The 22,645-nt window shown below is 45.0% G+C and carries 16 protein-coding genes and 7 tRNA genes; 8 read left to right on the top strand and 15 right to left on the bottom strand.

Going from position 1 to position 22,645, the window contains the following annotated elements:
• Positions 1-9: 9 nt before the first annotated feature.
• A complete protein-coding gene (locus ACXABW_RS13555) occupies positions 10-1,716 on the bottom strand; it encodes a LysM peptidoglycan-binding domain-containing protein (protein WP_457525030.1) in 1,707 nt (568 codons plus the stop codon).
• An 11-nt stretch (positions 1,717-1,727) separates the two neighbouring features.
• Complete coding sequence (tsaE, locus tag ACXABW_RS13560; protein WP_252028465.1) at positions 1,728-2,192, bottom strand: tRNA (adenosine(37)-N6)-threonylcarbamoyltransferase complex ATPase subunit type 1 TsaE; 465 nt, start codon at positions 2,190-2,192, stop codon at positions 1,728-1,730.
• Positions 2,193-2,399: 207 nt separating this feature from the next.
• On the opposite strand from tsaE, the gene queG reads away from it, so the two are divergent.
• A complete protein-coding gene (gene queG, locus ACXABW_RS13565; protein WP_252028467.1) occupies positions 2,400-3,524 on the top strand; it encodes a tRNA epoxyqueuosine(34) reductase QueG in 1,125 nt (374 codons plus the stop codon).
• Between the two features lie 554 nt (positions 3,525-4,078).
• Here queG and ACXABW_RS13570 read toward each other — a convergent pair.
• From ACXABW_RS13570 to orn, 8 genes are all read right to left on the bottom strand, one after another.
• Positions 4,079-4,154: transfer RNA gene (locus ACXABW_RS13570), tRNA-Gly, on the bottom strand.
• A gap of 2 nt (positions 4,155-4,156) precedes the next feature.
• Positions 4,157-4,233: transfer RNA gene (locus ACXABW_RS13575), tRNA-Met, on the bottom strand.
• Positions 4,234-4,274: 41 nt separating this feature from the next.
• Positions 4,275-4,350 (bottom strand) — tRNA-Gly (locus ACXABW_RS13580).
• A gap of 3 nt (positions 4,351-4,353) precedes the next feature.
• Positions 4,354-4,430 (bottom strand) — tRNA-Met (locus ACXABW_RS13585).
• A 41-nt stretch (positions 4,431-4,471) separates the two neighbouring features.
• Positions 4,472-4,547, bottom strand: a tRNA-Gly gene (locus ACXABW_RS13590).
• A 92-nt stretch (positions 4,548-4,639) separates the two neighbouring features.
• A tRNA-Met gene (locus ACXABW_RS13595) sits at positions 4,640-4,716 on the bottom strand.
• Between the two features lie 42 nt (positions 4,717-4,758).
• Positions 4,759-4,834: transfer RNA gene (locus tag ACXABW_RS13600), tRNA-Gly, on the bottom strand.
• 180 nt (positions 4,835-5,014) lie between these two features.
• Entirely contained in the window at positions 5,015-5,560 is a 546-nt protein-coding gene (gene orn / locus ACXABW_RS13605; RefSeq protein ID WP_252028468.1) for an oligoribonuclease, read from the bottom strand.
• Between the two features lie 149 nt (positions 5,561-5,709).
• Here orn and rsgA point away from each other — a divergent pair, with 149 nt between their 5' ends.
• From rsgA to ACXABW_RS13635, 6 genes are all read left to right on the top strand, one after another.
• Entirely contained in the window at positions 5,710-6,765 is a 1,056-nt protein-coding gene (gene rsgA, locus ACXABW_RS13610; protein WP_457523127.1) for a small ribosomal subunit biogenesis GTPase RsgA, read from the top strand.
• Between the two features lie 111 nt (positions 6,766-6,876).
• The gene (gene asd, locus ACXABW_RS13615; protein ID WP_265687855.1) at positions 6,877-7,764 is read left to right on the top strand and encodes an archaetidylserine decarboxylase; all 888 of its coding nucleotides are present in this window, start codon (positions 6,877-6,879) and stop codon (positions 7,762-7,764) included.
• Between the two features lie 180 nt (positions 7,765-7,944).
• On the top strand, positions 7,945-9,360 hold the full coding sequence (locus ACXABW_RS13620; protein WP_252028474.1) for an SLC13 family permease: 1,416 nt from the start codon (positions 7,945-7,947) through the stop codon (positions 9,358-9,360).
• Between the two features lie 109 nt (positions 9,361-9,469).
• Positions 9,470-10,357 (top strand): DMT family transporter, encoded by an 888-nt coding sequence (locus ACXABW_RS13625; RefSeq protein WP_457523129.1) that lies wholly within the window; start codon positions 9,470-9,472, stop codon positions 10,355-10,357.
• 262 nt (positions 10,358-10,619) lie between these two features.
• Positions 10,620-12,152: a 2,3-bisphosphoglycerate-independent phosphoglycerate mutase gene (gene gpmM / locus ACXABW_RS13630; RefSeq protein WP_457523131.1), complete on the top strand. Its 1,533-nt coding sequence runs from the start codon at positions 10,620-10,622 to the stop codon at positions 12,150-12,152.
• Between the two features lie 200 nt (positions 12,153-12,352).
• Complete coding sequence (locus ACXABW_RS13635; protein WP_457523133.1) at positions 12,353-13,492, top strand: murein hydrolase activator EnvC family protein; 1,140 nt, start codon at positions 12,353-12,355, stop codon at positions 13,490-13,492.
• A 114-nt stretch (positions 13,493-13,606) separates the two neighbouring features.
• On the opposite strand, the gene ACXABW_RS13640 is transcribed toward ACXABW_RS13635, so the two are convergent.
• From ACXABW_RS13640 to nudC, 4 genes are all read right to left on the bottom strand, one after another.
• Positions 13,607-14,563, bottom strand: a complete 957-nt coding sequence (locus ACXABW_RS13640) for a DHHA1 domain-containing protein (protein ID WP_457523135.1) — start codon at positions 14,561-14,563, stop codon at positions 13,607-13,609.
• A gap of 120 nt (positions 14,564-14,683) precedes the next feature.
• The gene (locus ACXABW_RS13645) at positions 14,684-15,319 is read right to left on the bottom strand and encodes a TetR/AcrR family transcriptional regulator (protein WP_457523137.1); all 636 of its coding nucleotides are present in this window, start codon (positions 15,317-15,319) and stop codon (positions 14,684-14,686) included.
• Between the two features lie 103 nt (positions 15,320-15,422).
• Entirely contained in the window at positions 15,423-16,490 is a 1,068-nt protein-coding gene (hemE, locus tag ACXABW_RS13650; RefSeq protein WP_252028489.1) for a uroporphyrinogen decarboxylase, read from the bottom strand.
• A 256-nt stretch (positions 16,491-16,746) separates the two neighbouring features.
• A complete protein-coding gene (nudC, locus tag ACXABW_RS13655; RefSeq protein WP_457523139.1) occupies positions 16,747-17,538 on the bottom strand; it encodes an NAD(+) diphosphatase in 792 nt (263 codons plus the stop codon).
• Between the two features lie 177 nt (positions 17,539-17,715).
• Here nudC and rsd point away from each other — a divergent pair, with 177 nt between their 5' ends.
• Positions 17,716-18,210: a sigma D regulator gene (rsd, locus tag ACXABW_RS13660; RefSeq protein WP_252028495.1), complete on the top strand. Its 495-nt coding sequence runs from the start codon at positions 17,716-17,718 to the stop codon at positions 18,208-18,210.
• Positions 18,211-18,352: 142 nt separating this feature from the next.
• Here the strand turns inward: rsd and rpoC are convergent, their stop codons facing one another.
• Positions 18,353-22,555 (bottom strand): DNA-directed RNA polymerase subunit beta', encoded by a 4,203-nt coding sequence (gene rpoC, locus ACXABW_RS13665; protein WP_457523141.1) that lies wholly within the window; start codon positions 22,553-22,555, stop codon positions 18,353-18,355.
• Positions 22,556-22,645: the final 90 nt, after the last annotated feature.

The raw sequence follows: 22,645 nt of genomic DNA on the forward strand, positions 1-22,645 counted from the left end.
TGGGTATTGCTACTTGTTTGGAATGATCAGGACTTGGCCAATAGCCAGTTCATCTGAACGAAGTTTGTTGGCTTGACGAATGCTATTAACCGAAACGCCATATCGATTTGCAATCTTACCCAAAAATTCCCCTCGCTGTACTTTATGCTTCCTAACAGGAAGATCTTTCAAGCTAACGGTTATCTTAAGTTTCTGACCTAACCTGAGCGTATCTGATTTAAGGTTGTTCTCTCGCTTAATCGACGCCACCGTAACTTTATACTTACTGGCTATCTTACCTAAGTACTCTCCCGACTTAACAACATGAGTCAATGTCTTGGTTTCAACAGGGTTCTTGGCAACAGGAACATACACTGCAGAGGCAGCACCTGGAATCGTTAATACCTGACCAATCGCTAGGCTCGAACTTTTTAAGTTGTTAGTTTGCATCAGCTTGCTAGTTGAAGTGCCGTACTTTTTAGCAATAACAGAGAGTGACTCTCCGCGCTGGACCTTGTGCTTTTTCACTTTGCCACGATTAGCAAACAGAGTCCCTTCTGGAGGGTTAGCCTCAAAGTATTGTACAACCGCTTTGGTTAACGCTCGTGCCAGCTTATCTTGGTGACTTCGCTGGAACAGCAGCCTTTCTTCAGTTGGGTTGGTAATGAACCCTGTTTCAACTAATACCGATGGAATATCTGGCGACTTAAGTACTGCAAGGCTCGCGTTTACTGGCTCCTTCTTATGCAGCTTCACCCCTGCACGCGTCATTTCTCCAAGAATTTTAGTCGCGAGCTTATAGCCTTCTTTTTGTGAGTGGCTAAACTGCAGGTCCAATAATGTTTGGCTCACGTTACGGTCAGTAGTGTTTTTGGCCAGCACCTGCCCCGCTCCACCTAATAACTCGGATTGTTGCTCATGGTTTTCTACCCAGCGAGCAATTTCAGAATTGGCACGCTTAGTATTCAACACGAATACCGAACCACCTCGCGGTTGAGGTGTATGAAATCCATCTGCGTGTATCGACATTAATAAGTGGGCTTTATTACGACGAGCGATCTCTGAGCGTTTATTTAAATTCACAAAGTAATCGCCATTACGCGTTAATACTGCTTTCATACCCGGAATGGCATTGATGTGCGCTGCAATTTTCTTAGAAATCGCTAAGGTTGCATGCTTTTCATATTTCTTCGATGGGCCGATAGAGCCTGGGTCTTCACCACCGTGCCCAGCATCAATCGCGACAATAATATCGGCAGTACCAAGTAGCTGTGACGCATCTTTACTCACCTGCGTTTTGCTAGAAGGCTTGCTGGCAACAGGAGTAGTCGATTTCTTCGCACTGTGTGGCAAATCGATCACTAAGCGGTGACCGTACTGACCACCAGGCGTTGGGGCGAGCTTAAACAGTTGTGGTGAAACTTTAGTTTTAAGCTCAAAGACCAAACGATAAGTCGATTTGTTTGGAGGCGAGCTTTTACGAATTTTGGATAGCACCGGGCTGTCCGCCACATTCAAAGGCAGTTTGGTTTTCAAAGTCGTTTGCTTAAGGTCGACAACTAAACGACTTGGGCTACTCAACGTAAAGTAGCTATAGTCAGCCTCTGAACTGAGGTCGATCACCACTCGAGTTTCATCAGGTGAAGGCCAAACCCTAAGCCCTTCCAGCGCATTAGCTGAAACAACAGAAGGCAATATAGAAAGAGCAAGGGCGAAAAAAAGTAATACAGCCCGTATAGGTTTGATGATCAATTTAACTCCAATTGATTTAGCAATGAACGTCCGTAATCATTATTCGCAGCAAGCAAGGCAACACGCTGCTCACCATCGTAACGAAGTTCAATATCAAGATCTGGTTGCGGCAGAAGCCCAGCGCCTTTTTCTGGCCACTCAACTAAGCAAATAGCATCCGGTGTGAAGTAATCACGAATTCCCATAAACTCCAGTTCTTCTGGATCAGCCAAACGATAAAGATCGAAGTGGTACACCTGCCACTTATCCAATTGGTAAGGTTCTACCAAGGTATACGTTGGGCTTTTGACATTGCCAGCATGACCAAGAGCACGCACAAAACCACGACTGAACGTCGTTTTTCCAGCCCCTAAGTCGCCATGCAAATAAATGGTGGTTTGCTGAGAGCAAATAGCAGCAAGTGCTGTCCCCATTTCAATCGTTGCTTGTTCATCGACTAGTGTAAATTGTTTTGTGCTCATGAATTGAATTCTCGAAATTACTAAAAATGACTATATAAAAATCAAAAGAACAGGAATAGTAAACCGGGTTAGAATTGAGAGACAAGATCTCTTGTGTAAGTTAAAGCAAAATAATCGTAAATAGTGACGATTAATCGATCATACTTAGCTAGAACCTAGCCATAAGATCTTGTAAGATTCCGCCCCCTTTCGCTGAGTGCCATCGCTATGAACTATCAACAACTCGCCGAACAAATAAAAGTTTGGGCTACTGAACTTGGATTTCAAAAAGCAGGGATCTGCGATGTTGATTTATCAAACCACGAAGCCGAACTGCAGAGATGGTTAGACGCTGGCTATCATGGCAGTATGGATTGGATGGAAAGGCACGGAATGATGAGAGCACGTCCTGCAGAGCTCCTTCCTGGCACTATTAGAGTCATCAGTGTTCGAATGGATTACCTTCCACCTGAAGCTCAATTCGCTTCAAACCTCAGTGATCCAAACCAAGCCTACATTAGCCGCTATGCGTTAGGGCGTGATTACCATAAGTTAATCCGCAATCAACTAAAGAAACTCGGACAGAAGATTGAACAAGAAGTGGAACAACTTGGTTACCGCCCATTTGTCGACTCTGCACCTATTCTAGAACGTCCACTGGCTCAAAAAGCTGGGCTAGGCTGGATTGGAAAACACTCCTTAATACTAGATAAAGAGTCAGGATCATGGTTTTTTCTAGGTGAGTTATTAGTCGATATTCCACTGCCAATCGATACTCCACAAGAAGACCAATGCGGAAAGTGCCGAGCATGCATTACTTCGTGCCCTACCAATGCCATTGTTGATGATGCTGTTGTTGATGCTAGACGATGCATTTCTTACCTAACCATTGAATTTGATGGTGTGATTCCAGAGCAATATAGAAAAGCAATGGGAAACCGTATCTATGGCTGCGATGATTGCCAGCTCGTTTGTCCTTGGAATCGATTCTCTGATTTAACACAGCAAGATGACTTCCATCGCCGTGACAGTCTAGCAAATGCCAATTTGGTTACTTTGTTTCAGTGGAGTGAAAACGAGTTTCTAAAATACATGGAAGGCTCGGCTATTCGACGTATCGGACACGTTCAATGGTTACGCAATATCTCCATTGCTTTGGGAAATGCGCCTTATTCTATTGAAATTATTGAGGTTCTAGAGTCAAGATTAGGCATCAGCGAGCTACTGGATGAGCATATTAATTGGGCTTTAACAGAGCAACGTGCCCAACTTCCGCGCACAGTAACTTCTGAGCAAACTAAAAAGAATAGACTAATTCGGATTGTTGAGAAGGGACTTCCTAGGGATGCTTAAGAATTTCATCATTTAGCGTTGTTTTTTTGATTTACTTCTAAAAAAAATCAATGTGTGGAAAAAAAAGTAAACTAGTCACTGTTTGGTATATTTTATGAAAGTTAGCCACAAACTCAATAAATGACTAGGATCAAAAAACAATCACTTAATGATCATATAGCTTTTACCTACCCATAAGAAAAAAACCAACAAAAACCTTAAAAAACAACACCTTAATAAAAACCCACTAGATAAGTGTCATTCCATTGAAACAAAATGATCTTTAATCTTGAGACGAGTCAATCTAGATTTATAAGTTTATACACCAAGTTATCCACAGAAACATAAATGTGGATAAGTCTGTTAACAGCCTAAGCAAAGGCGACCTTAACCATAACTAGGATAAAGCTTTCACTCGCTGTTGATATCTCGAGGTAATATTCGACACAGAAACCTAGCACTTTGCTAAGTTGGTCATTACTTGTAGGGGTTAATGCTTCTCAGCATTATAAAGAGCGGATGTAACTTGATTCATCGTTTAGCACGATATGAACTGCATATCTGCAAAGAGAAACTGGAGCGACACACGAGGTTCGAACTCGTGACCTCAACCTTGGCAAGGTTGCGCTCTACCAACTGAGCTAGTGTCGCATTGGTTGCGGGGGCCGGATTTGAACCGACGACCTTCGGGTTATGAGCCCGACGAGCTACCAAGCTGCTCCACCCCGCGTCCGTATTCATCATTCAAGGCATGATGAAAGCCTATAAATTTGGAGCGACACACGAGGTTCGAACTCGTGACCTCAACCTTGGCAAGGTTGCGCTCTACCAACTGAGCTAGTGTCGCATTTGGTTGCGGGGGCCGGATTTGAACCGACGACCTTCGGGTTATGAGCCCGACGAGCTACCAAGCTGCTCCACCCCGCGTCCGTATTCATCATTCAAGGCATGATGAAAGCCTATAAATTTGGAGCGACACACGAGGTTCGAACTCGTGACCTCAACCTTGGCAAGGTTGCGCTCTACCAACTGAGCTAGTGTCGCATTGGTTGCGAGGCTGATTTATACCAAAGACCTTCGCTAGATTTTATGAATAGCTGAGCCCGACGAGCTAGCGAATCACAACACCTGAAATTTGGTTGCGGGGGCCGGATTTGAACCGACGACCTTCGGGTTATGAGCCCGACGAGCTACCAAGCTGCTCCACCCCGCGTCCGTATTGTTTCACCGTTAAGCACGATGACAGCTTTAAATTTGGAGCGACACACGAGGTTCGAACTCGTGACCTCAACCTTGGCAAGGTTGCGCTCTACCAACTGAGCTAGTGTCGCATTCACAACGTTTCCGTCGTTCAGGGCTGCGAATTATAAGAGCATTTTTTTGTGATGCAAGTCCTTCCACAAAAAAACACTAACTTTTTTTTCGTTTGATGAAAAAGCGCCCAAATCTGACGCTTTTCTACTCGGAAGTGATTGTTTTAGACAAACTTCAAGCCACTCAGGCTTGATAAGCTAAATGCTGATAATCGTTTGGCGATAATATTGCAGTTCCGCGATTGATTCACGAATATCATCAAGCGCTAGATGACTGCCTGATTTAGAAAATCCATCCAGCACTTCAGGCTTCCAACGGCGTGTCAGTTCTTTAAGAGTACTCACATCAATGTATCGATAATGAAAGTACTGCTCTAGCTCAGGCATATGCTTGTATAAGAATCGGCGATCTTGGCCAATACTGTTACCACAAATCGGCGATTTACCTTTTGGCACCCAATTTTCAAGAAATTCGATGGTTTGAGTAATCGCTTGCTGCTCTGTCACGTTACTTTTCCGAACACGCTCTACTAACCCGCTACCGGTGTGCGTAGTCGTACACCACTCATCCATTTTATCTAGTTCTTCTTCCGGCTGATGAATAGCAAGAACAGGCCCTTCAGCTAAAATGTTTAATTCACTGTCAGTAACAATGGTGGCGATTTCGATAATTTTGTGTGTTTCAGGATCCAAGCCTGTCATCTCAAGATCGACCCAAATTAAGTTCTGATCGCTAAAGGACATAGATGAGTTGCCTATTTGTTTGCTGTTAAAAAGGGTACTATACCCAAATTAAGATCCTCAGGATAGCTTTGCGTAAATTGCTACAGACAGCAACTGCGAGCATTTCTGTTTGGATCGCAACCTCGATAATCGTTAACTAAGAATACATTGTGGCAAAGAAAAAAAAGCTGACTAAAGGCCAAGTAAGGCGAGTGCGTAGCAACCAGAAAAAACGCTTAAAACAGGAAGATTCCATTCAATGGGATGAGTCCATGCTGGGTGGTACTAAATCTGGTTTAGTTATTACTCGCTTTGGTCAACACGCTGATATCGAAGACTCGGAAACTAAAGAGATTCATCGGTGTAACTTACGCCGAGGCATTGAATCACTAGTATCGGGCGACAAAGTGATATGGCGCCCTGGATTAGAATCTATGGCAGGAATTTCTGGCGTTGTAGAAGCAGTTGAGCCACGTACCTCTGTACTCACTCGGCCTGACTATTACGACGGTTTGAAGCCCGTCGCCGCAAATGTAGACCAAATGATTATCGTGTCATCGGTCTTGCCAGAACTGTCGCTGAATATCATTGACCGCTACCTTGTGGCGTCAGAAACCTTACAGATATCTCCACTTATCGTACTCAACAAAATCGATTTATTGGAAAGTGAACAGCGCGACACCTACGCCGAGTGGTTACGTGAATATGAGCGCATCGGATATAAGGTTCTGCTTGTGAGTAAAGAAACAGGCGAAGGCATTGCCGCCCTAGAAGCTGAACTTCAGGGGCGTATCAATATCTTCGTCGGCCAGTCAGGGGTAGGAAAATCGAGTTTAGTCAATGCGTTAATGCCAGAACTAGAAGTCGAAGAAGGCGCTATCTCAGAAAACTCGGGGCTTGGTCAGCACACTACAACTGCTGCTCGCCTATATCATATACCAAGTGGTGGTAATCTGATTGACTCCCCTGGCGTACGTGAATTTGGTCTATGGCACCTAGAAGCAGAGCAAGTGACAGAGGCATTTGTTGAGTTTAGAAGCTTACTTGGCGGATGCCGATTCAGAGACTGTAAGCATAATGATGATCCTGGCTGCATCATTCGTGAAGCCGTTGAAAAGGGCGAAATCAGCGAAGTTCGTTTTGATAACTATCATCGCATCATCGAAAGCATGGCGGAAAACAAAGCAAACCGACAGTATTCACGTAACAAAAAAGCCGATTTGTAATCGCAATTTTGTAAGCAAACTATCGCAACTGCTGACATTCAGGTGCAATTTGAGTAACATCTCGCGCCCAGAATATCGTCAATCATTCAAATAGCATTGGAATTGAATACCATGGATAAGATTAAAGTTGGACTGCAATATTGGATCCCACAACACGGTTTAACGCGCCTTGTGGGCAAGCTAGCATCAGCAAAGGCTGGCGGTCTAACAACAGCAATCATTCGCTGGTTTATCAAGCAATATAACGTCAATATGGACGAAGCTCTGCACTCAGATCCTAAACATTTCAAAACGTTTAACGACTTTTTCGTACGAGAGCTCAAAGAAGGTGCACGTCCTATTGCCGAGGGTGATTCTGTTATCTCTCACCCCGCTGATGCCTGTGTCAGTCAATTTGGCCCAATTAAAGATGGCAAACTGATTCAAGCAAAAGGTCATGACTTTACTGCTCAAGAACTACTTGGTGGTGATTCTGCTCTGGCAGAAGAATTTGCAGAAGGTGAATTTGCCACTTTGTACTTGTCACCACGAGATTACCATCGCGTGCATATGCCATGTGATGGCACGCTGCGCCAAATGATTTACGTACCAGGTGATTTGTTCTCAGTAAATCCTCTCACAGCGGAAAATGTACCAAACTTATTTGCGCGCAATGAGCGTGTCGTGTCTATTTTTGATACTGAGTTTGGCCCAATGGCACAAGTCTTAGTCGGTGCGACTATTGTTGGTAGTATCGAGCAAGTATGGGCAGGTACAATTACACCACCTCGTGGCAACACGGTTTACAAGTGGGACTACCCAGCAGAAGGCGATAAAGCGGTAATTCTTAAGAAAGGCGAGGAAATGGGCCGCTTTAAACTAGGTTCAACTGTAATCAACCTGTTTGCAAAAGACGCAATCAAGTTTGATGAGTCGATGCAAAATGGACAAGCAACAGTAATGGGTACTGCTTATGCACATCGTGCAGAAGGCGCTACTTCTGAAGCACCTGAAGCCTAATTTCTCTGCTTAGCTCTTTTATTAAAAAGCCCCGACTCTCGGGGCTTTTTTGATGCAAAACAAATATAGTTCAACAAATTCAGCGCGTTGTTAAAACTCTCGCCCTCGTCGAAGACCTCTACTTCATCGTCAATTACTCTATCTCTTCATAAGGAAATATGAAGGGAGTTAAACCACTGTATGGCGAAGATTGATTCAGGGATCATCGTTAAATTACTCATCTGCTTTGGGTTGCCACTGGGTGTACTCTTGATGCCTATTGATTGGATTCCAATCGATGACCTCACCGTCATTCAACATCGACTGCTGGCCATTTTCTTACTGGCTGCTCTGCTTTGGGTTTTAGAGCCTGTTCCTGTCTTTGCCACATCTATTTTAATCATCGCTTTAGAGCTCATCATGATTTCCGATAAAGGCATGCACCTGTTTCGCAATCCACCAGCAGGACATGAACTCGGCGAATTGATGAAATACACCGACATTTTCAGCGCCTTTTCTTCTCCGATCATTATTCTCTTTATGGGCGGCTTTGCTTTAGCGATTGCTGCTTCTAAATATGATTTGGATAACAATCTCGCCCGTGTTTTATTGAAGCCTTTTGGCACCCAGCCGAAATTCATAATGTTAGGGCTAATGCTAATTACGGCAGTGTTCTCGATGTTTATGTCAAACACAGCTACAACCGTCATGATGCTGGCATTACTTGGGCCTATCGTTGCTTCCGCTCCCAAAGGGGATTTAGGTATCAAAGCACTGGTGTTGTGTATCCCAATTGCTGCCAATACTGGAGGTATAGCCACCCCAATTGGCACCCCGCCAAATGCAATTGCGCTGCAGTACTTAACTGGTGAGAACACCATCGACTTTTTAAGTTGGATGATGATGGGGCTACCTTTCGTCATTATTCAGTTAACCATTGCATGGTTTCTGCTACAAAAACTCTTTCCGGCGACGCAGGATAAAATGATGCTTAAGCTCAACGGCACCTTCAAAACAAGCTGGAGAGCGATTGTGGTCTACTGCACTTTTGGAGCCACTATATTGCTGTGGATGACCACCAAACTGCACGGTATGAATACCTACGTGGTTTCTATTATTCCGCTGGCCATTTTTACTTTAACGGGAATAATGGGTAAGGAAGAGCTAAAGCAAATCAACTGGGATGTGCTGTGGCTTGTTGCAGGGGGAATCGCGATTGGTATTGGCTTAGACAAGACCGGTTTAGCGGCTGCACTCGCTCACGCAATTGACTATGAGTCCTTATCTCCTGTTGCCGTGGTAATCACACTCTCAATCGTCTGCTGGCTAATGGCCAACTTCATGTCGAACACTGCTACGGCCAACTTGTTAATGCCAATAGCAGCCGCAATCGGAGCATCAATGGAAAGTTTAGCAACCATCGGTGGCCTACAAGGGTTACTGGTCGTCGTTGCGTTCTCTGCTTCTTTAGGAATGATTTTACCCGTCTCGACACCACCAAACTCACTGGCATACTCTACCGGTCTTATTGAGAGCAAAGACATGGCTAAAACCGGAATAATCATCGGCCTGATCGGTCTGGTTATTGTTTATACCGCGACACTTCTACTCACTTAAGCGTTCTCAGCTACCTAGCTTCATCCGACTCGCCTTAATCTTTTCTTTGCTTGAAGATAAGGTTAAGGCATATTGAGTTTCTTTCATGCAGCACAAGGATGCGTTTAGGATGGGTTTCGAATGGCTTGCGTTAGCCGCCGCTTTTTTATGGGCTGTCGCCAGTTTACTCTCTGTCACACCAGCACAGCACCTCGGCACATTTGCTTATAGCCGATGGCGCATGGGTTGTACGTCCGTCATTCTTGCGACAATGGCATTATTCACTGGTGGCTGGTCAACCGTAGAAACCAACGCAATCACCGCTATGATGCTGTCTGGGCTAATCGGTATTTTTATTGGTGATACGGCACTGTTTGCTTGTTTAAATCGAATGGGGCCGAGGCAAGCGGGCTTACTCTTTTCTTGTCATGCCGTTTTCTCTGCTATTTTAGGCTACTTCATTTTCAGTGAAACCATGTCCAATTTAGAGCTGCTCGGCTCTTTGCTGGTGTTTTCAGGCGTTTTGACCGCAATCTTTTTTGGTCGTAGAGGTCAATCAAATAATAAATTAGAAATGATAAAAGGGAATGTGTGGTTTGGAGTGGCGCTTGGCTTGACGGCTGCTATGTGTCAAGCACTAGGGGGCATAATTGCAAAACCTATTATGCAAACGGCCATTGACCCTGTTGCCGCGTCCGCAATGAGAATGATCACCGCTTTTATCGCACATTGCTTGTTTCTGCTGTCCGGAGCCAAACTTGCCAAGGCGACTCAACCAATGAACCGTTCAATCTTCCTCATTACTGCCATTAACGGTTTCTTAGCCATGGCAGTTGGAATGACACTGATCTTATATGCGCTGCAAGAAGGCAATGTCGGCATGGTTGCACTGCTCTCTTCAACAACACCGATAATGCTTTTGCCTATTCTCTGGTTCTACACCAAACAACGACCTAATCGCTATGCTTGGATTGGTGCAATTGTGGCAGTAATCGGCACCGGAATATTGGTTGGTTAGTCATTACTCAGCTATTAGATTAATAGGCATTATCTTCTTTCTTGGATAACTAAACTGTCCGAAACTACAGTTAATGAATTACTTTCGTTTCTGTCGGCTAACTACGCTTTCACCCGTAAATGTGAAAGATAGCTACAATAAATCACAAACAATATTTGATCTTAGCCTACAGTTTTGGTTAAAAAGTGTAGTAAAATTACGCTAGTTTTGTTTCAAGGTCTTCAAGACCGACAGTTACTTAAAATTTGACGAGGTCATCACTATGTCAGCTAAGAAGCCAATGGCTCTAGTTATTCTTGACGGTTACGGTCACCGTGAAGATACCGCAAGCAACGCGATCGCAAATGCAAAAACACCAGTATTAGACAGTCTATTTGCAAACAACCCAAACACGTTAATCTCTGCATCTGGCATGGATGTTGGCCTACCAGACGGTCAAATGGGTAACTCCGAAGTTGGCCACACAAACATCGGTGCTGGCCGAGTGGTATACCAAGACCTAACTCGCATCACTAAATCAATCGCTGACGGTGAGTTCGCTGAAACTCCAGCGCTAGTGGAAGCTATCGACTCAGCTGTTAAAGCAGAGAAAGCGGTACACATCATGGGTCTTATGTCTCCAGGTGGCGTACACTCTCACGAAGACCACATCTACGCAGCAGTTGAAATGGCAGCTGCACGTGGCGCAGAGAAGATCTACCTACACTGCTTCCTAGACGGTCGTGACACGCCACCACGCAGCGCAGAGAACTCTCTACAACGTTTCCAAGACCTATTCGCTACGCTTGGCAAAGGTCGCGTAGCGTCTCTAGTAGGTCGTTACTACGCAATGGACCGTGATAACAACTGGGATCGCGTTCAAGTTGCTTACGATCTTCTAACTCAAGCTAAAGCAGAATTCACATCAGAAACTGCAGTTGCTGGTCTAGAAGCGGCTTACGCTCGTGACGAGAACGACGAGTTCGTTAAAGCAACAGCTATTAAAGCTGAAGGTCAAGAAGACGCAGTGATCGCAGATGGCGACGCAGTTATCTTCATGAACTACCGTGCTGACCGTGCACGTCAAATCACTCGTACTTTCGTACCAGATTTTGCAGGCTTCGAGCGCGCTGTATTCCCAGCTATCAACTTCGTGATGCTTACTCAATACGCAGCCGATATCCCTCTATCAATTGCGTTCCCACCAGCATCTCTAGAGAACACGTACGGTGAGTGGCTATCTAAGCAAGGTAAAACTCAGCTACGTATCTCTGAAACTGAAAAATACGCACACGTTACTTTCTTCTTCAACGGCGGTGTTGAAGACGAGTTTGAAGGTGAAGAGCGTCAGCTAGTTGCATCACCAAAAGTAGCAACGTACGACCTACAACCTGAAATGAGCTCAGAAGAACTCACTGAGAAGATGGTTGCTGCGATTAAGTCAGGCAAGTACGACACAATTATTTGTAACTACCCTAACCCAGATATGGTTGGCCACACAGGCGTATACGAAGCGGCAGAAAAAGCAATTGAAGCGGTTGATACGTGTGTAGGTAAAGTCGTTGCTGCCATTGAAGAAGTGGGCGGCCAAATGCTAATCACTGCTGACCACGGTAACGCAGAAATGATGGTAGACCCAGAGACAGGTGGTACGCACACTGCGCACACGAACCTACCTGTTCCTCTTATCTACGTTGGCGAAAAGCAAGTCGAGTTTAAAGAAGGCGGTAAGCTGTCTGATCTAGCTCCTACAATGCTAGCGCTTACTGACTTAGAAATTCCTGCAGAAATGTCAGGTCAAGTCATCATCAAGTAACTCGCAACACTGATTACTTCCAACGCCCTCAGTTTTCAAGCTGGGGGCGTTTTTTATTGCCGATGTAAGTTTCACGCTTTCATATATTCCAATGACTTAGAATCAGTGAAGTTATAGCAAGATTTGACTTAATCCTTTCTTCTGACAAATGACTTTGGGTATACTGATTTCCCCTGTTGGCATGTGCATATTGGTTTACCATGAAGAAACGTTATACATCGTCGTTAATATCGAAGAGCCGTTGCTCCTCTATCGCAGTTCTAACGACGCTCGCTATAGGGTTTCCCAGCGCATACGCATCTTCACCGAGTGAACTCAAAGAGGTAAAGAGCGAAATATCTCGCCAGCAAAGTTCTCTCAGTAGCCAACAGAAAAAGCTCAACTCTCTACAAGACTCACTGCGTAAGCAAGAGGTTGGGATCAGCTCGCTTGAAACACAGATAAAAAAAACCAAATCCGACCTCGCTACCACCAACACGAATATCGATACGCTACACAACAACATTCAACAACTCGAACAGCAAAAAAATACACAAACCGAACGCTTAGAAGAATTAATCAAAACCTATTACGTTACTCAGCGTGCTAAAGCCAGCTCGAATATTTTGAACAACGGAGTTGAAGAAGATCGAATTAGCCAATACTTTCAGCACCTTGCTAAAGAGCGAGCAGCTGTTATTGAAGAGCTTGAAAAAACACATCAGCAACTTGCTGACAATGAACGCCAGCTAGCACTAGAAAAAGAGCAAATTACCCAACTACTTAACGAGCAAACACGTAAGCGAGACTCCCTAGCAAAAACTCAGAATCAACGTAAAAAGACTCTTGGCCAAATTAAGAAAAGTATTTCTAACGATCAGGTATACCTGTCAGAACTGCAACGTAACGAAACTCGCCTAAAGGCTGAAATAGCCAAAGCAGCCAAACGCAATGCTGTACCGATGAACGGATTAGGCAGCAAACAAGGCAAGCTGCCATGGCCTCTCAAAGGCAAGGTAATTCACAGCTATGGGACAAGACAAACAGGCCAAGTCGACTGGAGCGGAATTGTAATTGATGCCGATTATGGACAAGCAGTGAAGTCCGTTTACTCTGGTACCGTTGTATTTGCTGAATATCTACGTGGCTACGGGTTGGTGGTGTTACTCGATCACGGTAAAGGGGACATGACACTTTACGGCTTTAACCAAACCTTGCTAAAGAAAGAAGGGGATAAAGTAACGGCTGGAGAGACGATCGCACTCGCAGGGGATACGGGTGGTCAAAGCAGGCCTTCATTATACTTCGAGATCCGACGTAATAGTAAAACCCAGAACCCTAAGCGCTGGCTGACTCGTTAATCCCAAAGCCAAACATATAGCCACAAAATAAAAACGCCTCGCAGTACAGTAACGCTACTTCAGTTAGCACTACCGACTACAAGGCATTTCTTAACCATTTACCTCGAATAGGCGTTATGAGTAATGGTTTTCTACCGCACTAATAAACGCTTCTACGTGCTCTTTCGCGAGCGCATTGATACCAGCCGCCGCCGCTCGACCGCCACCAGTTTCAAACTGGCTGCAAATATCACCAGCGCCCTGCTTATTAGACAAAGGCGCTCGCAAAGAAACGGTATAAGTCCCATCCGCGTTTTCAGTCAAAACGGCATGAGCTGAATCAGGGGCTTGATTAGCTAACAAGTTTCCATATACACCACTGATACGTCGTGATGCAGCATTGTTTGGTAGTTCGAACAAGCCCAGCTTATCACTACGATATTGCGCATCGATAGCCAATGCTTTATCCATATCTTGCTGATAAGCCTGTTGCAGCGTGTAATAAGGTGATCCTTCGTCGGCGATAGCATCGAATGGAGACTCATACTTCAACAGAGCCTGATACAAATCAGCAGGATGGTAGTGCAAATCTTCTACTTTCGCACCATATCCATTGTAGTTAATCAGCGTACCAAGTTCTTTCAATTGCTCTTTCTGTTTGCTTGTTAGACCTTGTCTATCGGCTAATTCATCAGCCTTAGCAATAAGGTTATCACCGTATGCCGCAGTAATAGCCCATAGATGGAACTGACCATCTAACAGCTGATCAATAATCAAAGCAGTACATACGTTAGCATCTAGGTCGATATGCGCATCTAGTGCGTCATGTTGTGGGATATCACCAGCTTGGTGATGATCGGCATAAAATACGCTCGCTCCCGACTCCAAAGCAGCTTCTAGAGCATCCATGTTCTTTGCCATTGAGATATCCAAAATGGTCAAAGTGTCGTCCTTTTCGATAGCTAGCTTTTCCACCAACTTAATATCACGCTTCACCCCAGTCACTAATTGAGATGCCTTAGGCTCAGCTAAGCGCAGTTGCAAAAGCGCAATGATGCCATCCGCATCACCATTGAATACATCGTAGTGCATACAAAACCTTAATTGTTGAAAATTGAGCCTAATGTATTGGAATTAAAAGATAATACAAAGACCTAAAAGAAATATCTGAGTACCAGTCTCGATTCTAAGCTTTACTCTAGCGTTGCTGTTTTACGCGTGCATCGCTTTTACGCCATCTTCAAGCAGTTGTAACTGCTCTCTACCTTGCTCGGTCGCTTTTGGCTTCACCACTGCAATCATCTGCAACATTCCTTGATGAACTATTTGCTCGGTAATCTGGGTTCGTGGCGACATCGCCGATTGATAACCTAGCCAGCTTGAGGCAATCAAGTGCAAGGTTGTGACCAAAGACTTCAGTTCGTGCTCTTCAACTTTTAACAGCTTGAGCTCGACAAAGGCACGCATGATGTTAATCAAGTTAGTCTGAAGCTTGTCTTGTACCTGAATATAGTCAGCGTGAAGATCGGTATCGCGTTGCAGAATCTCAGGTAGGTTGGCGTAGAAAAAACGATATTTCCACATCAGAGTAAATATCGAATCGAGGTAGTGTTTTAGAAGAACTAAGCTTTCTTGTTGGCCTTGAATAGGTGTGAATCGTTCAAGAAGCTCTGCAGAATATAGAGCGAAGATCTCTCGGACAATTTCTTGTTTGTTGCGAAAGTGGTAATACAAGTTACCTGGGCTAATATCGATATGAGCCGCTATATGGTTAGTAGTAATGTTACGTTCACCATGTTCATTGAACAGCTCCAATGCCGCATGCACGATTTTGTCACGAGTCTTCATGTAGTCTAACTATCCCTTTTCGTTCGTTCAGCCAGTATACCGACAAGTGTAACCGATAACAAAAAAGCGCCTGGTCATATCAGGCGCTTTCATGAGAAGTTTATTACTTGTGGTATGGCTTCGATAACTCATGTACCGCATCCACAAAAACGCCCGCATTCTCTGGTGGGACATCCAAGTGGATACCGTGGCCAAGGTTAAACACGTGACCAGTACCTGCATCACCAAAGCCTTCAAGGATAGTCGCGACTTCTTCACGGATTCGCTCTGGAGAAGCGTACAACATGGATGGATCCATATTACCTTGCAGAGCAACCTTGTCACCCACACGCTTAACAGCATCTTGAATGTTGATAGTCCAGTCTAGGCCAACTGCATCACAGCCCGTTGCTGCGATTTGCTCCAGCCACATGCCACCGTTCTTCGTGAATAGCGTTACAGGTACGCGACGACCGTCGTTTTCACGGATTAGGCCATCAACGATCTTGTGCATGTATTGCAGTGAGAATAGGTTGTAATCGCGTGGAGTAAGAACACCACCCCAAGTATCAAATACCATCACTGATTGAGCACCGGCTTTGATCTGCGCATTTAGGTATTCAATAACACTGTCTGCTAACTTATCTAGAAGCAAATGTAGTGTTTGAGGCTCTGCGTACATCATCTTTTTGATCTTGGTGAACGCTTTTGAGCTACCACCTTCAACCATATAAGTTGCAAGCGTCCAAGGACTACCCGAGAAACCAATCAATGGTACATCACCGTTAAGATCTTTACGAATCTGACGTACTGCATTCATCACGTACTGCAGTTCACCTTCAGGATCTGGAAGACCAATTTTTTCGACATCGGCTTTACAAGTGATTGGCTTGTCAAATACTGGCCCCTCACCTGCTGCAAAGCGTAGCTCTAACCCCATTGCATCAGGGATAGTGAGAATATCAGAGAAAAGGATAGCCGCATCGAGAGGGAATCGACGCAGTGGTTGTAATGTCACCTCTGAAGCCAACTCTGCATTCTTACACAGAGACATAAAATCCCCTGCTTCTGCACGAGTCGCTTTATATTCTGGTAGGTAGCGACCTGCTTGGCGCATCATCCATACTGGAGTGCAATCTACTGGCTGTTTAAGTAGAGCACGTAGATAACGATCATTCTTTAATTCAGTCATTCCATTTTTCCAATATTTGGGCTTCTTAATGTTGGGGGTATTCTAACATTGATTTAGCTCTAAAAGCTGTGTGCTTTGCAACCTGGATCATGTTATTAACGATTAAATCAATGCTTAATTTGCACCCAACATGTAACAGTGTTAAAAATTTGTTCGCTAGCGAAAACTACAATTATAAACTGAGTACTTGTGACTCAGCATCTCATAACGACATCTTACTTACCCCCTCCTTCTCGGAGGGTTTTTTTTATCTATTTCAAAGAGATGACGCCCTATTAATCACCTCTATCGTGTACTCAATCAACTCTCTAGCAATGGTTCCGTGTGGCGCAACTGGAGGCAATTCGTTGGCATTAAACCATCTTGCATCCGTTAGTTCACGATAATCTGGCTTCACCTCTCCAGAGCTATATTCGGCGACAAAGCCCATCATCATACTGGAAGGAAACGCCCAAGGCTGGCTACCAAAATACTGGATATTCGTAACTGTAATACCCGTTTCTTCCTTTACCTCGCGAGCAACACACTGCTCTAGCGTCTCTCCTACCTCTAGAAAGCCAGCAATGACAGTGTACATCCCACCTCTGTGACGAGGGTGCTGAGCCAACAGAATTTGCTCTTGGTTCCTGACCGCAACAATGATGCAAGGAAATATCCTTGGATAATGCAATGTTCGACAATCTTTACACTGCATCGCGAGTTGATTGTGATTTAGGTGGTTCCTGCCACCGCATTGAGGGCAGAACCGCATCGACTGGCTCATGTGCCCGTATTGAACGGCTTTACTCATCAAAAGAAACTTAGCTTGTTCAAAATCCAGACAATCACGCAGTGAGGTAAATTGCAATACTTGTTCGCAATCCGACTCATTCAACCACATCACCGGTAGGTTATTGTACTGTCCAATGAGCTGTGCTTTCTCCACTGGCAGATTAAGTGACTGCGCACTGGCACAAGGCCAGTCACTTCCTTGGAGCCATAGCTCACTTCCAGATACAACACACCAATAAGCTTTTGTCTCTGCAGTTACTTTACTTAATTTTAACATCCCTGCCCCTCATCACTTGCAGTTCGTTCATTTTACTGGCAATCTAATTTCATACCAGAGTTAGTTGAGCAGTAATTTTCTGAGAATAAACTCTAGTAAGGACAAGAAGTTGTATCTTTAATTGTGCTTTGCAATGCAAAGGAAAGATCACCAACGTTGTGATCCGATCATGAGGGCATGGTCATGCTAAATAAATTCAAACAAACGCAAGAACAATGGGGTGGCTCCAGTGAGGTCATCGATCATTGGCTGGAAACTAGGCAAGCTCTTATCGTTGAATATTGTAAGCTTGGCTCACTTCAACCTGCTCAGGCACAATCCAATGTTGTCGAGCTTCCCTCTCCAAAAGACATTGGTTCATTTTGTGACCATTTAGTCGACTATATTTCTGAAGGTCACTTCAAGATCTATGACATGGTTATGGACAAGTGGAAGGCCACTGGTTTTAAAACCAATGAAGAGATCGATCAAACTTACGCTAAGATTGTCTTAACAACGGAACCTTTACTTGAGTTCCACGATAGATATACCAAAGTATCGGCAGAAGATGACTTACCTAGCTTTGAATCTGATATGTCTAAAGTGGGTGAAGTACTTGAGCTTCGATTTGAAGTGGAAGACAAGCTCATTCAACTCATAGCAGACAGCTTAGCGATTCCTCCAGGAGCGTAAGCTCAGCTCAAACACACTTTTAAGGGCAGGTGTATTAACACCTGCCCTTTGTTTTTGTCGCTGAATCTATATTGTCAATTAGTAGCTCATAAAAACAAAAAAGGCACCCTAGGGTGCCTTTTATCATTTCTCGACTCAGCGATTACTCGTCTGAAGAGAAGCCTGCATTTAGAAGTGCAGCTAGGTTATCTGTTGCTTGTTCAGCAGATGGACCTTCTTGCGCTTCGTCACGCTTAGCTTGACGGTCTTGGTGGTATGCGAAACCAGTACCAGCTGGGATCAGACGACCAACAATAACGTTCTCTTTCAAGCCACGTAGATCATCACGCTTACCAGAAACCGCAGCTTCTGTTAGTACGCGAGTTGTCTCCTGGAACGATGCCGCAGAGATGAACGACTCAGTCGCTAGAGATGCTTTAGTGATACCTAGTAGTTCACGTTCGAAACGTACTAGCTCTTTGCCTTCAGCTTCTAGCTGACGGTTAGCGATCTTAACTTGTGAGTATTCAACTTGCTCACCAGGTAGGAACTCAGAGTCACCAGCATGAGTGATCGTACACTTACGAAGCATTTGACGAACGATAGTCTCGATGTGCTTATCGTTAATCTTAACGCCTTGTAAACGGTAAACTTCTTGTACTTCGTTAGCGATGTACTGAGTTACTGCGTGGATACCACGTAGACGTAGAATGTCATGTGGAGTCTCTGGACCGTCAGCGATAACATCACCACGTTCCACTTTCTCACCTTCAAACACGTTTAGCTGACGATGCTTAGGAATCATTTCTTCGTAAGTTTCGCCACCGTCGCGAGTGATGATCAGACGACGTTTACCCTTAGTTTCTTTACCGAATGACACAGTACCTGTGTGCTCAGCAAGAATCGCAGGCTCTTTCGGCTTACGCGCTTCAAATAGGTCAGCAACGCGTGGTAGACCACCGGTAATATCTTTGTTACCGCCAGACTTCTGAGGAATACGCGCTAACGTATCACCAATACCCACTTCTGCGCCATCTTCGATGTTTACAATCGCTTTACCAGGTAGGAAGTAGTGAGCTGGCATATCAGTACCAGGGATCATTACATCGTTACCTTGCTCATCAACAAGTTTGATAGCTGGACGCATATCTTTACCTGCTGCTGGGCGAGCTGCTGCTTCAGTTACTTCGCTTGAAGATAGACCCGTTAGGTCATCTGTTTGACGAGATACTGTTACACCGTCGATCATGTCAACGAATTGGATGCGACCTGCCACTTCAGTGATGATTGGCATAGTGTGCGCTTCCCAGTTAGCTACTGTTTCACCAGCAGTTACTGAATCGTTGTCCGCTTTGCTTAGTACAGAACCGTAAGGAAGTTTGTGCTTCTCTTTCGTACGGCCGAACTCATCAATGATGGTTAGTTCAGATGCACGAGAAGTGATTACAAGCTTCTTGTCTTTGTTGATTACGAACTTAGCATTGTGAAGTTTCACAGAACCTGTGTTCTTCGCTTGGATGCTGTTCTCTGCTGCTGCAGTAGATGCCGCACCACCGATGTGGAACGTACGCATCGTAAGCTGTGTACCCGGCTCACCGATAGACTGAGCAGCGATAACACCAACTGCTTCACCTTGGTTCACTAGGTGACCACGTGCTAGGTCACGACCGTAACACTGTGCACAACAACCGAAGTCTGAATCACAAGTAACTACAGAGCGCACTTTCATGCGGTCTACTGAGTTCTCTTCCATGATCTGACACCACTTCTCATCAATGAGAGTATTACGTGGGATCAGTACATCTTCAGTACCTGGCTTAAGAACGTCTTCTGCTACTACACGACCTAGAGCAAGTTCCGTTAGGGCTACCTTAACGTCACCACCCTCGATGTGAGGCATCATGTCGACACCTTCGTGAGTACCACAATCGTGTTCGTGTACTACAACGTCCTGCGCTACGTCTACTAGACGACGAGTTAGGTAACCCGAGTTCGCAGTTTTCAGTGCTGTATCCGCAAGACCCTTACGAGCACCGTGCGTTGAGATAAAGTACTGAAGTACGTTTAGACCTTCTTTAAAGTTCGCTGTGATCGGCGTTTCGATGATAGAACCATCTGGACGCGCCATCAGACCACGCATACCCGCTAACTGACGAATCTGAGCAGCAGAACCACGAGCGCCCGAGTCAGCCATCATGTAGATGCTGTTGAACGACTCTTGCTGTTCTTCTTCACCGTCACGGTTTACAACTGTTTCAGAAGAAAGGTTATCCATCATTGCTTTCGCAACGCGGTCGTTGGTAGACGCCCAGATATCGATAACTTTGTTGTAACGCTCACCCGCAGTAACAAGACCCGATTGGAACTGTTCTTGGATTTCGCGTACTTCTTCTTCCGCTTCCGAGATCTCTGTGTATTTCGCATCAGGTACAACCATGTCGTCGATACCTACAGAAACACCAGATAGAGCTGCGTAAGCAAAACCTGTGTACATGATTTGGTCAGCGAAGATTACTGTGTCTTTCAGACCAAGCTTACGGTACGCCTCGTTAAGCAGAGTAGAAATTTGTTTCTTACCTAGCTTTTGGTTAACGATGCTGAACGGTAGGCCCGCTGGCACGATTTGCCATAGCATTGCACGACCGATAGTGGTATCCACCATCTTAGTTTCTGTTGTGCTGTTGCCATCTTCATCAACGACAGTTTCCGTGATACGAACTTTAACGCGAGCATGTAGCTCAGCAGTCTTAGTACGGTATGCCTTCTCAGCCTCTTCAGGGCCTGCAAGGTACATACCTTCGCCTTTCACATTAATCTTTTCGCGAGTCATGTAGTAAAGACCCAATACAACGTCCTGAGAAGGTACGATGATCGGATCACCTGACGCTGGCGACAGAATGTTGTTTGTCGACATCATCAGAGTACGAGCTTCAAGCTGTGCTTCTAGAGTTAGAGGCACGTGTACCGCCATTTGGTCACCATCGAAGTCCGCGTTATACGCCGCACACACAAGTGGGTGTAGCTGAATCGCTTTACCTTCGATTAGTACTGGTTCAAACGCTTGGATACCTAGACGGTGAAGTGTAGGTGCACGGTTAAGCAGTACTGGGTGTTCGCGGATAACTTCGTCTAGAATATCCCAAACGATCGCTTCTTCGCGCTCTACCATTTTCTTAGCAGCTTTGATTGTCGTCGCCATGCCACGAGTTTCTAGCTTGCTGTAAATAAATGGTTTGAAAAGCTCAAGTGCCATCTTCTTAGGAAGACCACACTGGTGCAGACGAAGGTATGGACCTACTGTGATTACAGAACGGCCAGAGTAGTCTACACGCTTACCTAGAAGGTTCTGACGGAAACGACCTTGTTTACCCTTGATCATATCAGCAAGAGATTTCAGAGGACGCTTGTTCGAACCAGTAATCGCACGACCGCGACGACCGTTATCTAGAAGTGCATCAACAGACTCTTGCAGCATACGCTTTTCGTTACGTACGATGATGTCCGGAGCAGCTAGCTCTAGAAGACGCTTCAAACGGTTGTTACGGTTGATTACGCGACGGTATAGGTCGTTCAGATCAGATGTCGCGAAGCGACCGCCATCTAGTGGTACTAGAGGACGTAGATCTGGCGGAAGTACCGGAAGCACCGTTAGGATCATCCACTCTGGGTTGTTACCAGATTGAACGAACGCTTCAACTAGCTTCAGACGCTTAGTGATTTTCTTACGCTTAGTCTCTGAGTTAGTAGACTGAAGCTCTTCACGCATTTCTTCGATTTCAGCAGGCAGATCCATAGACGCAAGTAGGTCTTTGATCGCTTCCGCACCCATCTTAGCCGTGAATTCGTCACCCCACTCTTCTAGACGATCCAGATACTCTTCTTCAGTAAGCATCTGACCTTTTTCTAGATCCGTCATACCTGGTTCAGTTACAACGTACATTTCGAAGTAAAGAACACGCTCGATATCACGTAGAGGGATATCCATTAGTAGACCGATACGAGACGGTAGTGATTTTAGGAACCAGATGTGAGCAACTGGTGATGCAAGCTCGATGTGGCCCATACGGTCACGACGAACTTTAGTTTGTGTAACTTCAACGCCACACTTCTCACAGATAACGCCACGGTGTTTCAGACGCTTATATTTGCCACAAAGACATTCGTAGTCTTTTACTGGACCAAAGATACGCGCACAGAACAGACCATCACGCTCAGGCTTGAACGTACGATAGTTGATCGTTTCAGGTTTTTTAACTTCACCAAAAGACCATGAACGGATCATGTCTGGTGAAGATAGACCGATTTTGATTGCATCAAATTCTTCGGTCTTATGCTGCGCTTTTAGAAAGTTTAATAAGTCTTTCACAATCAGCTCCTGTAAGGAGTTAAAAGGGGCTCACCCGCAAAAGTGAGCACCTTCTACCAAATAATCGCTTTTTATCCTCTCAACCTTAGT

This window comes from Vibrio paucivorans (assembly GCF_054053395.1).